Below are 13,370 nucleotides of genomic sequence, written 5' to 3'. Positions count from 1 at the left end.
GAATAGAAGGGCTGGTATTTGTGATTGCAAATATATCAAATTGTTTGTTTTTAAGTCAATAAAATTTCTATAAAATATCGAGAGTATATAACTTGCACTGTGTTGATGCATTAGCGATAATTTCTCTTTTTTGTCTGTGAGGGGATTTGTTTTGAATGTATTTATAAATGAGTCACAGGCTCAAGCACAAGCATGTGTTATTTGGATGCATGGATTAGGGGCTGATGCTTCCGATATGATGGGTTTAGTCGATCAGTTAACGATTGCGGATGTAGAGATACGCCACGTATTTATTAATGCCCCCCAACGGCCAGTAACATTAAATGGCGGGATGGTCATGCCTGCTTGGTATGATATTGTCGGTGTCAGATTAATTGATAGAGAAGATAAAGAAGGAATTGAACAATCAGAGTTGCTGATTCGTAAAGTTATCGATGAACAATTAAACGATGGTTTTGCCTACAATCAGATTTTCCTGGCAGGATTTTCACAAGGGGGAGCTATGGCATTACATACGGCTCTTCATACACCAGCTCGCTTGGGGGGAGTTGTTGCCTTGTCTGCTTATTTACCTTTAGCTGCGCATAGCAGGCCAAATCTGGATAAGAGTACACCTTTTTTTATGGGGGCCGGGCAATTTGATCCCCTGGTTTTACCTCAGTGGACTGAATCAAGTAAAGATTGGCTATTGAAAAAAGGATATGAACATATTTCTTATTATAAATATCCTATGGAACATTCAATTTGTTTTGAGGAAATTAAAGAGCTCAGTCTTTGGTTTAGACATAAAATTCGGGGAGAAGCATAATGCCCATAGTGAAAAAGTCACGTACGGTCAATTATACATGTGAGCAAATGTTTTCGTTGGTGAATGAAGTAGAGCGTTATGCGGAATTTCTACCTTATTGTACAGAAAGCTTAGTACATCATCGTGATGAAGATGAAGTGCAGGCCACTTTAATTATTGGTGCAGCAGGCATGAGTAAGTCCTTTACTACACGTAATCGATTACAAATTAATAAAATGATCGAAATTCGTCTTGTTGATGGTCCATTCAGTCATTTAGAGGGTTTTTGGCGTTTCGATGAAGTGGACGAGGGATGCAAAGTCTCGTTTGATTTAGAGTTTGAATTTGCCGGGCGTATGTTTTCCATGTTGCTTGGCCCTGTATTTGAGCAAGTAACGGATAAAATGGTCGATTCCTTTTGTGAGAGAGCCAGGACAATTTATGGTGAAGATTGAGCTGGTATATGTGGCTGTAGATAGGAGTACAGTACATATGGTTTTAGATCTCAAACAAGGAGCAACAGTTTTTGATGCTCTAAATGCATCAGGAATATATAATACTCATCCGGAAACGCGAAATATGGTCGTTGGAATTTATGCAAAACAAGTTTCTTTGGAACACGTGCTTCAAGAAGGTGATAGAGTAGAAATATATAGGCCTTTGGTTTTAGATCCAAAAGAAAAACGACGTCAAAAGGCAACAAGTATTCGCCGCCGTGTGTAAGCCCTCTAAGTCGATACACATAGCTACCGATGTCCCACGGCTTATTCCTAAGAGATCCTCAAAATTTAACCTGGTAGAATGTCATTTGTTGCCTGTAGGCAGAGATGTGGGTAAGAGATAGAAGCCGGGCTGAGGGCATAAATCCTCAGCCTTTATTTAAAACAGAACACACAAGTTCTGGTTATTCTTGATTAATGTTTGGATGATTGAGCGATGCTACACCTGGTTTTAGTTTGCTTCGTTCCACATGAGTTAGTCTATCGTTGTGAAAATACAAACTCACTGTTGACATCGTCATATATCCATGACCTCTGCGCCAGGTGTATGCATAGTCCCAGCGATCGTTATTAAAGGTGGGACTTAACAAACTGGTGCCCATTAATATAGCAACATCATTCTTACTCATTCCTATTTTGAGCCGGTCAATTTTTGATTGTGGTAATAAATTCCCTTGCTGAACTACTCGTCGAGATAGATCAAAAGAGGAACATTGGGTAAGAGTTAAAGTAAATACGATTCCAAGTAGAAAAATTATTATTCTCATTTTTTTGCCTATCGTGAAAAATTTCGCCATAATAACACGTCATTTACTGAAAGACACCTGGAGCATTAATGGAAGAAAGTAAGCAGCTTAAGAATGCTGGACTGAAAATTACTTTACCGCGTTTAAAAGTATTGCAAATCTTGGAGCAATCGCCCAATCATCATTTAAGTGCGGAAGGTGTTTACAAGGCATTATTAGAAACAGGGGAAGATGTGGGCCTCGCAACAGTTTATCGTGTATTAACACAATTTGAGACAGCAGGATTAGTTACACGTCATAATTTTGAAGGGGGACACTCAGTATTTGAATTGAGTCAGGGGGCTCATCATGATCACCTGGTTTGCATCAAATGTGGTTGTGTTGAAGAATTTGTTGATGAAATTATTGAACAAAGACAAAAAACAATAGCTGAGCGCGCACATTTTCAGATGACCGATCATGCATTAAATATTTATGGGATATGTCCTCGATGCCATAAAGGCGAATAAAACATCTGTAGTTTTATTTTTCTTTTTTTCCCAGAAGAAAATAGGTCGTTACATCACCTATGCCTTTCATTTCCAAAGTTCCTCGTGGTTCAACAATGAATTCATCTTGGAGCATAAAAGCCATTTTTTCAGAGATTTGGATTTTATTGGGGAGAGAAGTTTCTTCCAGTCGGCTGGCTAAGTTAACTACATTCCCCCATATGTCATAAACAAATTTTTTATGACCAATTATCCCCGCAATGACAGTACCATAGGTAATTCCAATGCGAAGTTGGAGTTGCATCTGATTTTCTTGATTAAATGCCTGCATTTTTTCCAGAATAGCTAAAGCATAATTTGCAATGTTGATTGCATGGCGTGTTGTTTGTTCAGGAACACCTGATACAGCCATATAGTTATCGCCAATGGTTTTAACTTTTTCTATATGATATTTTTCGGTAAGTTTGTCGAGTTCAGCAAACAATAAATTTAAAACATTTACTGTTTTTTTGGCACCTAATTGATCAGTTAACTGCGTAAAATTAATAATATCTGCAAACATAACACTTGCTTGGGAATATTCATCAGCAATATCCTCTTCTCCCATTTTCAAGCGAGAGGCAATTGACTCTGGCAAAATATTCAATAATAAAAGATCATTTTCCTCATTTACTTTGGATAATGTTTTTAATGCATGAATGATAAAAAAGAGCATAAGGAAGGTTGACAGAAGTGAGAGTCCAAGTGCTAAGGCGATAATTTTTGACATTTCCTGATCAATTTGTTCATTGATTAAGAATGTCCGGGTATTTACCAGCGTGAAGAACTCTTGTAAGGGCTTCATCACTTTTAATTTTGCTTGCAAATAATCATCGCCAAAAACCATTTGTTGGGCTAACTGGCGATTTGGTTTCCCAATAATCGTGTAATTTCCTGACTTATCCTGATATTTTCCTTCAATCAGATTCATTGCTTTAATTTCGGTTTCTGCAAGTTTTTTGCTTTGATTCTCAGCTTCAGTCAGCAAGGAGAATTCTTTTAAAGTAAAACGATGTTCCAACATCATTGCAGCTAATGATTTTGCTGGGCCATAAGGTTGGGGGCGTTTATCTCCAATGACCAAATCCCAATATAATTCGTCATAATTTAAAGGGCGAGGAGAGGTTCCATTGATTATCCCCAGGACTTCATTATAGTGATCAAAGTACTTTTTTTCGCCTGTGATTACATAAAGACGTGCCATCTCAGTTAAATCATCGGAGCTCTGGCGAAGTTGATTCGCTAACGAATACAATTGATATCGCTCATTTCCATCGATGATTTCTTGTACCGCAATGTGTTTTAATAAAAACAAACAAACGATAAGGCTCCCAAGCGTGATTGCTAGAAAGAAGAAAAAATAGTACAGCAGACGCGTATTTTTAAGATGGAGTTTTCCTAGCACGTTTAACTCGTTTGGCCTGTCCACTTACATTGAGAATAGCTCATTTATAATACTTGAGCTATTTCTAATAACTAATTTTAAATGCTATTCTTTAATGAAGAAGATATCTGTTTATTAGGGAATTTTTAGGACAAGCTCACAGACTTGATCCTTCACTTAGTTCAGGGATTAATTCATGAAATTGTTATTTTTAGGAGCGGGTAGTGGTATCGGAACGGATTTCGGAAACTTTCAGTCAAATATGCTACTTCTAACGGATAGTGGTAAGAAACTATTGATAGATTGTGGTACGGATATTCGTTTTTCATTAACTAAAGCCGGATACCTTCCTCAAGATATTGATGCAGTTTACATTAGCCATTTACATGCCGATCACATAGGGGGGATCGAATGGTTTGCTTTTCAACGTAAGTTTGCTTCTTCTACTGGATCACCTGAGCTAATCATTCATAAAGATTTAGTTCATCGATTATGGGAGCACAGCTTAAGTGGAGGATTAAAAACACTTGATGATAGAGAGGCAATTTTAAGTGATTATTTTGTGGTGCATTTAATCAAGGATGAGCAAGTGTTTAATTGGGAGGGATTGAAACTGAATTTAGTGCAAACCATTCATATTTATTCCAATAAGAAGCTGATGCCAAGCTATGGTTTGGCCGTTGGTTTTAAAGGAAAAAAATTCTTCATTACTACTGATGCACGCTTTACTCCAGAGCGTTTTGAAAAATATTATCGGGATGCAACACTTATTTTTCACGATTGCGAAACTATGGAAGCTCCCAGTGGGGTACACGCTCATTTCAATCAGTTAGATACGTTGGATCCAAAGATTAAAGCAAAGCTCTGGTTATATCATTACAATGATGGAGAGTTACCGGATGCTAAAGCGCATGGTTTTGCGGGTTTTGTCCGTTGTGGCCAAGAGTTTGACCTTACTTAATGGTAATGATTCATTTAAAAAATTCAATATAAAAAACAAAAGCTTTGCAATACCATCTTTGTGACTTTGGATGCGAAATTAAATAAGAAAAACTCCTAATTCTTCTTAAAATTTAATGTATTTCATTGATATAATGAGTCTCTTTTTAGAATAGTTGATATGGATATTTATGTGGATTGTATGGATTGCACTTTCGCGACCTTACACGTTTATTGTAATGGCTTTAATGCTTCTTATCATTGGGCCTTTGGCAATAATGCGCACTCCTACAGATATTTTTCCTGATATCAATATTCCCGTTGTGAGTGTTGTATGGAGCTTCACTGGTTTACCTCCTGATGAAATGGGTAACCGCATTACGAGTGTTTTTGAGCGTGCTGTAACGACTACAGTAAATGATATTGAACATATTGAGTCTGAATCACTCATTGGCGTCAGCGTCGTCAAATTATTCTTCCATCCCAATGTGAATGTCGATATGGCTTTGAGTCAGGTCACGGCAATTGCACAAACGATACTGCGTAATTTGCCGCCAGGGACTTTACCGCCATTAATACTAAACTATAAAGCCTCAACGGTTCCTGTGTTACAACTTGTATTGTCGAGTGCGACCATCCCGGAACAAAAGTTAAATGATTTGGGGAATAACTTTCTTCGTACGCAACTTGCAACAGTTCAAGGAGCTGCGTTACCGTATCCTTATGGAGGAAAAGTACGTCAAATTCAGGTTGATTTGGATATTCCAGCGATGCAAACCTATGGGGTTTCTGCACAAGATATTAATAATGCCATTCTTGCACAAAACCTTATTATACCTGCAGGAACACAAAAAATAGGTCAGTATGAATACATCGTTAAATTAAATGGTAGCCCGCTTTCAGCAGTTGAATTAAATGAAGCGCCGGTTAAATCCACCCCGGGCCGAGTTTTATATATCCGTGATGTTGCTCATGTTCGAGATGGATTTGCACCACAAACCAATATAGTGCGAGTAGATGGACAACGGGCAGTAATGATGTCCATTCAAAAAACAGGGAGTGCATCGACTTTAGATATCGTTCATCGGGTAAAAGCGTTATTACCTAAAGTTAAGGATATGCTTCCTGAAGGACTTAATTTATCCTATTTTGCGGATCAATCAATCTTTGTGACTGCCGCTATCCGGGGCGTTATTACTGAAGGTGTAATTGCTGCAGCATTAACGGGACTTATGATTTTACTTTTTTTAGGCAGCCTGCGCAGTACTTTGATTATCACTTTGTCCATTCCCTTATCCATTATTGCATCGATTACTATTCTTTCTGCTTTAGGAGAGACAATCAATATTATGACTTTAGGTGGTTTAGCGCTTGCTGTAGGTATTTTAGTTGATGATGCTACCGTTGCTATTGAAAATATTAACTGGAATTTGGAGCAAGGTAAGGAAGTAGAACAAGCCATACTTGATGGTGCGAAACAGATTGCAATCCCTGCGCTGGTATCAACCCTATGTATTTGTATTGTTTTCGTGCCGATGTTTTATTTGGGGGGAGTCGCTCAATATTTATTTGTGCCTTTAGCTGAAGCAGTAATTTTTGCAATGCTTATGTCTTATATTTTATCACGTACACTTGTTGCTACTTTGGCAAAGTATTGGTTACGCAAACATGATCCGAGGTCTGAGGAGAAAAATAAGGGTCGATTTTCTCGCCTACACGAAGCATTCGAAGAAAAATTTACTGCATTACGTTCGCGGTATTCTGAGTCATTATCTTGGGTATTGAATAATGCTAAAGTTTTTATTCCCTGTTTTTTAGCTTTTGTTGGTGTTTCAATAGTATTACTCTGGCCATGGCTTGGTTCGAATTTTTTCCCTGATGTGGATGCAGGGCAAATTAAATTACATATTAGTGCACCGACAGGTACTCGAGTAGAAGAAACAGCACGTATAGTGGATAATATTGATACAGTGATTCGCCAGGTAATACCTCCCAGGGATTTGGGTAGTATTGTTGATAATATTGGGCTGCCGGTAAGTGGAATTAATTTATCCTACAGCAACTCAGCAACGAACGGCCCGGAAGATGCAGACATTTTAATTTCTTTAAAAGATGGGCATAGACCCAGTTCGGATTATGTGCATCAATTAAGAGCAGTTCTGAGGGATCGTTTTCCGCAAGTTACTTTTGCATTTTTACCCGCAGATATCGTAAACCAAATTATCAATTTTGGTTTGCCATCACCTATTAACATCCAGGTTATTGGTTTAAAAAAAGAAGACAATGCTCATTATGCTAATAGCCTAATGAATCAGTTAAAACGGGTTCCAGGACTTACTGATGTGCGCATAAGACAATCCAATAATTATCCTGAATTTTTTGTGGATGTTGATCGTAGTTTGGCAAAGGAACTTGGATTTACTCAGCTCAATGTTGCTACTGATTTGTTGGTTACCCTTTCGGGTAGTTTTCAAACCACACCTACCTTCTGGCTGGATCCTAAAAATGGGGTTTCTTATCCGATTGTTACCCAAGCACCGCAATATGTGATGACGTCATTAAATGATTTGCTTAATATTCCGCTTGGAAGTTTAACCATGCGACCTAGCCAGCTGCAAATTTTAGGTTCTTTTGCAAAATTGAAGCGTATGGTGACTTCAGTTGTTGAGTCACATTATAACGTTCAGCCAGTGATTGATATTTTTGCTTCAATACAAGATAGAGATTTAGGCGCAGTAACCAAAGACATCCAAAGAATTATTCGGGCCACGTATAAAGATTTGCCTAAAGGCTCTTCTGTAGCGATTCGTGGGCAGATTGATACTAAAGAACATGCATTCAATGGGTTGTATTGGGGATTAGCATTCTCAATTTTGTTAGTTTATCTGCTGATTGTCATTAACTTTCAATCTTGGACTGATCCCTTTATCATTATTACCGCATTACCTGCTGCTATTGCTGGAATTGCTTGGATGTTATTTATTACCCATACTGCATTAAGTGTACCAGCCCTTACAGGAGCAATTATGTGTATGGGGGTTGCAACAGCAAATAGCATCCTCATTATCAGTTTTGCTCGAGATCATCTGGCAACTGAAAATGATCCAATGCAAGCAGCGCTTGAAGCAGGAAAGACCCGTTTACGACCCGTAATGATGACTGCATTAGCCATGATAATTGGTATGTTTCCTATGGCGCTGGGCCTGGGGGATGGTGGTGAACAGAATGCTCCATTAGGAAGGGCAGTAATTGGGGGGTTATCTTTTGCAACAATGGCTACGCTCTTTTTTGTCCCGGCTGTTTTTTACGTCATTCATCAACGCAAATTGAAAAAGAAGCAAAGGAAGGAACATGCTTAAAACAATTCAATCACATATAAAGGGCCACAAGCATAGAAGACTGGTTATTGCGATTACTGTTTTTTTATTTATTATTTTGGTGATCATTATTTTTCGTGTTTCCGCAGCGATCAGTTTACGTAATGAGACTCTTGCGGCTGCAGTTCCTGTAGTACGCGTGATGACAGCGGAACAAGAGAAAGGAGAGGACAAAATTATTTTACCAGGTAATGTTCAAGCCTGGCATGAGTCACCTATTTTTGCACGTGCTAATGGTTATATAAAAAAATGGTATGTAGATATTGGCAGCCATGTGAAACAAGGTGATTTACTGGCCGTTATTGAAACGCCTGAGCTTGATGCACAAGAGCGTCAAGCGAGAGCTGATTTGAAGACCGCTATAGCGAATAATCAATTGGCACAAATTACTGCGAGACGTTGGCTTAATTTAGTAAAAACGAAATCCGTTTCCCAACAGGAAACGGACGAAAAAGTAAGTACGGCTGCAGCTTTAGAAGCAGCGATGTTTGCAGCAAAGGCCAATTTGCAACATTTGCAAGAGTTAGTCGGATTTCAACGTGTCATAGCCCCTTTTGATGGAGTCATCACGGCTCGAGCTACAGATATTGGTGATTTAATTGACGCAGGGAGTAGTGCAACAGCCCCACCCTTATTTCGTATTGCCCAAACAAAACCTCTGCGAATTTATGTTAAAATCCCCCAGTATTTTTCTTCTCGAATTAAGCCGAATATGACTGTAGAGCTCCATTTCGCGGAGCATCCCAAGCAAGTTTTCCCTGCCAAATTATTTGAAACAGCACAAGCAATTGATCCTAAGACGCGTACTTTACTTGCTCAATTTATTTCTCCGAATAAAAATGGAGAATTGTTGCCTGGTAGTTACACTGAAGTTTGGTTTACTTTACCTATTCCTCCTAAGACGGTGATTTTACCTGTCAATACTTTGCTCTTTCAGGCGCAAGGATTACAGGTAGCAACATTAGACAAAGACAATAAGATTGTCTTAAAGTCCGTTACTCTTCGACGTGATTTTGGTTCAAAAGTTGAAATTGCCACAGGAGTATTACCTGGTGATCGAGTTGTACTTAATCCTCCAGATGCAATTAGAAATGGGGAAACTGTGCGAGTTGTTTCATGAAAAAAGTGCAAGGAGAAACCGAGCGTACAACGGGATACATGAAGTCATATGAGAATTCGAGCACCGTATTGACAAAACAATTTCCCGCCGCAGCAGGGCTTGGAAAGAAATCTATTGGTGTTAGTGTCCTTGTTTTTGCATTAATGGGGTGTTCTTTTGCTCCAAAATATCATCGTCCTGCCATGCCTATTCCTGAACATTTCAAGGAACCAGGTCAATGGGTGGAAATTAAATCCACACCACGAATTGTTGCCCCAGATGGTTGGTGGCAGGCTTTTCATGATCCGGTATTAAATGATTTGGAAAACCAACTAAATAATGCAAACCAAGATTTGAAATTGGCTTATGCTCATTTTCAGGAAGCAGTTTCACTGGTACAAGTGGCTCGCTCCTATTTTTTTCCCACGATTCAAGGCTTATTCAATGCGGATAGACAGCAAAATTCACGAACGGTTGCGAATCCTGTAACTACGCCGGTTTTTAATCAATTTCTGCTAGGTGGTTTTCTCTCTTATGAGCTGGATGCGTGGGGAAGTATCCGCAATTCGGTCATTGCCAGTGAACGTAGTGCGAATGCAAGTGCGGCGGATATGGCTTCCATTCGTTTGAGTTTGCAAGCAGAGCTTGCGAATAATTATTTTGCATTAAGAGGCAGTGATGAGGCGCAACGCATATTGAATATGACAGTTGTTGCCTATCAACAAGCTCTTTATTTAACAAAAAATCGTTATCAAGGTGGGGCTGCACCTATAGCTGATGTTGATGAAGCAGAAACGCAACTTGAGAATGCGAAAACACAGGCGGAAGATATACGGTTACAACGAGCTCAGTTTGAACATGCAATCGCAGTATTAGTGGGAGAAATACCAAGTAATTTTTCCTTATCTCCCGCTAAATCACCTAGAGTTTTCCTGGCAATAGCGCCAAATGTGCCTTCAACTATTCTGGATAGAAGACCTGACATTGTTGCTGCGGAATCGCGGGTTCAGGCTGCAAATGCAAATATTGGTGTAGCACGAGCTGCTTTTTTTCCAGTAATCGAATTAACGGGAAGTGCTGGTTTTCAAAGCAGGAGCCTGGCGAATCTCATCTCCAAACCAAGCCTTTTTTGGTCACTTGGGCCTCTGAGTTTATTGACCTTAAGCCAACCTGTAGCACAAGTAACACTTTTTGATGGTGGTCGATTGCGGGGTTTATTAAATCAGGCTAAAGCTCAGTATTTTGAAACAGTTGCTACGTATCGACAAACAGTATTAACTGCATTGCAGGAAGTAGAGGATAATCTGATTGCGATTCATCAGCTTGATAAAGAATATCGGACTCAAAAAGCAGCGGCTCGTGCGGCCAAACGGGCTTGGGAGCAAGAGTTGTATCGCTATAAAGGAGGGCTTGTTACTTTTCTGCAAGTCGTAGTTGTTGAAAATACTGCATTACAATCAGAACTTTCATTAATCAACATCCGTACTCGCCGGCAAATTGCCAGTATCCAGTTAATTAAAGCTCTGGGTGGTGGTTGGTCTTTAGATATGGGCAAGAGAAAAACCAAGGCAGCACCTTATTCTCTTAAGGTAGGGTAGAACGATGGGATAAAGGTAGTCCCTTGAGCCTTTATCCTAATCCAAGGTTTTTGTTGTATTAATCAAGATTAATGGTATAAGAATAGCTACCAATGCCATCATATACTGTATTAATATAGCGAATTCCGTTGCATGAAGCGCTAACAGTTGGATGGTTCATCAATGGGCCATCTTTAATATCAAGAACACACCAATTCTCGGCATCATAGGCAACAGTAACATGAGCATAGCCGCTGCGACATGCGAATGAGTCTCGGATCTCAAAACTGCGAGGACCAATTAATTGAAGAATAACATCTTGATCGTTAAATCCACTGACAACATAGATGCCAGGGTGGGATGCATCACTTAAACGAAAATAATCTTTATAACCACACCAAGATTTATCGGCGTGTGCATTCATCATTATCAAACTGGTTGTTGCCAGTACCATCCATTTTTTCATAACAGAGCCCCTTTTTTTATTATTAAATCCGCTGCGATTATAGGGAAGTATTGAATACAAAACAATCACTCTGCTGCAATACCTTCAGTTGTGCGTATCTAGGTTCTGCTTGAAAAAAGTGGCGAAACTCCTATCGACGCAACTGTAGCCTTGTCCCAGTTGCCTCTCTCCCGCTAGGAGCAGTTATCATCCAAGGTATCAATATTTTTTTGGAAAATACATTAATGATCATATGACTTAAACTTATTATTAATTTCTAACTTTATGAAAATATGGTCTAGAATAATCTACATAAAGGAAAATTTAAAAACAAAAAGAGGGGAAAAACTATGAACACTCTGAAAAAAATAGCAATTGTAAGTATTTGTCTTACAACACTTGGCTTACTAAGCTCTTGTGGAACAGTTCACGGTTTTGGAAAAGACGTTTCTACCGTGGGTAAAGATATTCAAAGAGCATCACGATAATTTCTTTTTCTGCTCCCTATAGAAAATGCTATAGGGAGTATATTCGTTTGATGGTAATTCTTTGATTACATAGTGATACAAAAGGAAGGTTTAGCCACTTCGTTCTTTTGCATTCCCTTCTCACTGCTAAATAAACGCAAGGGGTTTGCGGATGATTTTACAATAAATGGATTGATCGCTCCATCCCAAGGAATGAATTGTTCCATACTGCGGAAAAAACATAATTTTGGCGGAGATAAAATAATTTTTTGTTCATATTGTTGACAAATTTTTAATAATTCTTCCATCTTATTTTTAATTTCTTTAAAGACCTGTTCATCCTCAATTTCTCTATATCCATAAGCTAAAGTAATGTGAAATACGGTGGGTATTTTATTTTTTAAGCCAAACTCCTCTGCAAATTGTTGAATAATTGTTTGCTGCTCTGAAGGAATAGATAAAATTAACTGTAACTCAGAAAAATAATTTACAGCTTCAACTGAAATTGAGATATTAAAATTTAATTCAAGCAGTCTTTTATTCATTTTTTGAAAAATCGTCAGTTTTTTTGATATAAAAGAAAGCCAGTTTTCCGGAGTCTCTTGTTGAGTATACAAATTACAGGTCGTCATGTGATAGCTTTGGTAAGGTAGAGGGGAAAAGTAGTTACATAGAACTGAAGTGTTTTTAAGAAAATAGTAAATATCCTGCCATAGTTTTTGATTTGTTTGTCCTGCATCAGCAATAATGGTTACACCGGGAAATTCCAGATAATTGCTTTGATCATCGATTTTCATTAGAGAGGCATAATATATTAATATAACGTGGTTAATATTTTATTTACCTTGCCAATGCTGTGCGTCTCGTGATGTGACGATAAAATTCGATTTGTTCCATTGCTTTTTTCAAGGATACAGGCGGCAGCTCCATCACCAAAAATGGTGCATGTTTCCATATCTTGCCAATTCAATCCCGCTGAAGCAATGTCACTGGAAACAATAAGAACACGTTCATATCGTTCTCCTTCGACCAAATACGAGGCAATGTCTAAGGCACTAATAAAACTTAAACACGTACTGTTTACGTCAAAACAGGCAGTTCCTGATTGTTCTAACCCCAATTGTTTTTGAATTAATGCAGAAGTACAGGGAATTGCTTGTTCTCCCACGCCACAAGCACTGATGATGACATCAATTTCTGTTAATTTAATATTTGCTTGCTGCGCTGCAACCAGCGCTGCTTGTGCTCCCATATAAGAGGTTGTTTCATCTGGAGATGCAAAGTATCGTGAAATCAATCCGGATTTTTTTTGTACACTTCCTTTGGGTAAATTAAGTTGAAAATCAAGTTCTGTAGAAAGAACTTTGTTTCTAGGTAAATAAGATCCCATTCCTGTGATTTTTACAGTAGGCATAATTCATTTCCTTTATTGCTTCAATGCATCTATTCTAGAGGGGGCATAGACGAACAGAAAGCCATTGATTATACTTTATGTTCATTTGTTATTCAATTGTATTGCACT

The 13,370-nt window shown here is 38.5% G+C and carries 13 protein-coding genes and 1 pseudogene; 9 read left to right on the top strand and 5 right to left on the bottom strand.

Annotated features, from left to right (window positions below; all coding sequences use genetic code 11):
* The first annotated feature begins 151 nt into the window (after positions 1 to 151).
* The 3 genes from A8O27_RS07650 to A8O27_RS07640 are packed head-to-tail and all read left to right on the top strand — an operon-like array spanning position 152 to position 1,510.
* The gene (locus A8O27_RS07650; RefSeq protein WP_082642412.1) at positions 152 to 808 is read left to right on the top strand and encodes an alpha/beta hydrolase; all 657 of its coding nucleotides are present in this window, start codon (positions 152 to 154) and stop codon (positions 806 to 808) included.
* The gene (locus tag A8O27_RS07645; protein ID WP_058458772.1) at positions 808 to 1,242 is read left to right on the top strand and encodes a type II toxin-antitoxin system RatA family toxin; all 435 of its coding nucleotides are present in this window, start codon (positions 808 to 810) and stop codon (positions 1,240 to 1,242) included. Before A8O27_RS07650 ends, A8O27_RS07645 begins: the two co-directional genes overlap by 1 nt.
* Positions 1,229 to 1,510, top strand: a complete 282-nt coding sequence (locus A8O27_RS07640; RefSeq protein WP_058458771.1) for an RnfH family protein — start codon at positions 1,229 to 1,231, stop codon at positions 1,508 to 1,510. The genes A8O27_RS07645 and A8O27_RS07640 overlap by 14 nt, the downstream gene beginning before the upstream one ends.
* Before the next feature lie 181 nt (positions 1,511 to 1,691).
* Here the strand turns inward: A8O27_RS07640 and A8O27_RS07635 are convergent, their stop codons facing one another.
* Positions 1,692 to 2,084 (bottom strand): outer membrane protein assembly factor BamE, encoded by a 393-nt coding sequence (locus A8O27_RS07635; protein WP_058458770.1) that lies wholly within the window; start codon positions 2,082 to 2,084, stop codon positions 1,692 to 1,694.
* A 38-nt stretch (positions 2,085 to 2,122) separates the two neighbouring features.
* Between A8O27_RS07635 and fur the strand changes: the two genes are divergently transcribed.
* Entirely contained in the window at positions 2,123 to 2,542 is a 420-nt protein-coding gene (fur, locus tag A8O27_RS07630; RefSeq protein ID WP_058458769.1) for a ferric iron uptake transcriptional regulator, read from the top strand.
* Between the two features lie 13 nt (positions 2,543 to 2,555).
* On the opposite strand, the gene A8O27_RS07625 is transcribed toward fur, so the two are convergent.
* Positions 2,556 to 3,965 (bottom strand): adenylate/guanylate cyclase domain-containing protein, encoded by a 1,410-nt coding sequence (locus A8O27_RS07625; RefSeq protein ID WP_064115076.1) that lies wholly within the window; start codon positions 3,963 to 3,965, stop codon positions 2,556 to 2,558.
* Positions 3,966 to 4,140: 175 nt separating this feature from the next.
* On the opposite strand from A8O27_RS07625, the gene A8O27_RS07620 reads away from it, so the two are divergent.
* From A8O27_RS07620 to A8O27_RS07605, 4 genes are all read left to right on the top strand, one after another.
* On the top strand, positions 4,141 to 4,905 hold the full coding sequence (locus A8O27_RS07620) for an MBL fold metallo-hydrolase (protein ID WP_058458768.1): 765 nt from the start codon (positions 4,141 to 4,143) through the stop codon (positions 4,903 to 4,905).
* A 169-nt stretch (positions 4,906 to 5,074) separates the two neighbouring features.
* A complete protein-coding gene (locus A8O27_RS07615; protein WP_058458767.1) occupies positions 5,075 to 8,242 on the top strand; it encodes an efflux RND transporter permease subunit in 3,168 nt (1,055 codons plus the stop codon).
* Positions 8,235 to 9,380, top strand: coding sequence for an efflux RND transporter periplasmic adaptor subunit (locus tag A8O27_RS07610; protein WP_058458766.1), 1,146 nt, complete (start codon positions 8,235 to 8,237; stop codon positions 9,378 to 9,380). The genes A8O27_RS07615 and A8O27_RS07610 overlap by 8 nt, the downstream gene beginning before the upstream one ends.
* Positions 9,377 to 10,957 carry an efflux transporter outer membrane subunit gene (locus tag A8O27_RS07605; RefSeq protein ID WP_082642411.1) on the top strand — a complete coding sequence of 527 codons (1,581 nt, stop codon included), beginning with the start codon at positions 9,377 to 9,379 and terminating at the stop codon, positions 10,955 to 10,957. Before A8O27_RS07610 ends, A8O27_RS07605 begins: the two co-directional genes overlap by 4 nt.
* 58 nt (positions 10,958 to 11,015) lie before the next feature.
* Here the strand turns inward: A8O27_RS07605 and A8O27_RS07600 are convergent, their stop codons facing one another.
* Positions 11,016 to 11,402: a hypothetical protein gene (locus A8O27_RS07600; RefSeq protein ID WP_058458765.1), complete on the bottom strand. Its 387-nt coding sequence runs from the start codon at positions 11,400 to 11,402 to the stop codon at positions 11,016 to 11,018.
* A 329-nt stretch (positions 11,403 to 11,731) separates the two neighbouring features.
* Here A8O27_RS07600 and A8O27_RS18430 point away from each other — a divergent pair, with 329 nt between their 5' ends.
* Positions 11,732 to 11,869 (top strand): entericidin A/B family lipoprotein, encoded by a 138-nt coding sequence (locus A8O27_RS18430; RefSeq protein WP_082642410.1) that lies wholly within the window; start codon positions 11,732 to 11,734, stop codon positions 11,867 to 11,869.
* A 65-nt stretch (positions 11,870 to 11,934) separates the two neighbouring features.
* On the opposite strand, the gene A8O27_RS07595 is transcribed toward A8O27_RS18430, so the two are convergent.
* Together A8O27_RS07595 and A8O27_RS07590 are read right to left on the bottom strand one after the other, a co-directional pair.
* Positions 11,935 to 12,645 carry a DUF1868 domain-containing protein gene (locus A8O27_RS07595; protein WP_058458764.1) on the bottom strand — a complete coding sequence of 237 codons (711 nt, stop codon included), beginning with the start codon at positions 12,643 to 12,645 and terminating at the stop codon, positions 11,935 to 11,937.
* Positions 12,646 to 12,695: 50 nt separating this feature from the next.
* Positions 12,696 to 13,262, bottom strand: a pseudogene (locus tag A8O27_RS07590) (beta-ketoacyl-ACP synthase III); the annotation flags it as partial.
* Between the last annotated feature and the right edge of the window lie 108 nt (positions 13,263 to 13,370).

It is taken from the genome of Legionella bozemanae, from assembly GCF_001648595.1.
Taxonomy (GTDB): domain Bacteria; phylum Pseudomonadota; class Gammaproteobacteria; order Legionellales; family Legionellaceae; genus Legionella; species Legionella bozemanae.
Note: the sequence above shows the minus strand (reverse complement) of the source record. Positions and strands in the feature narration are given on the sequence as shown.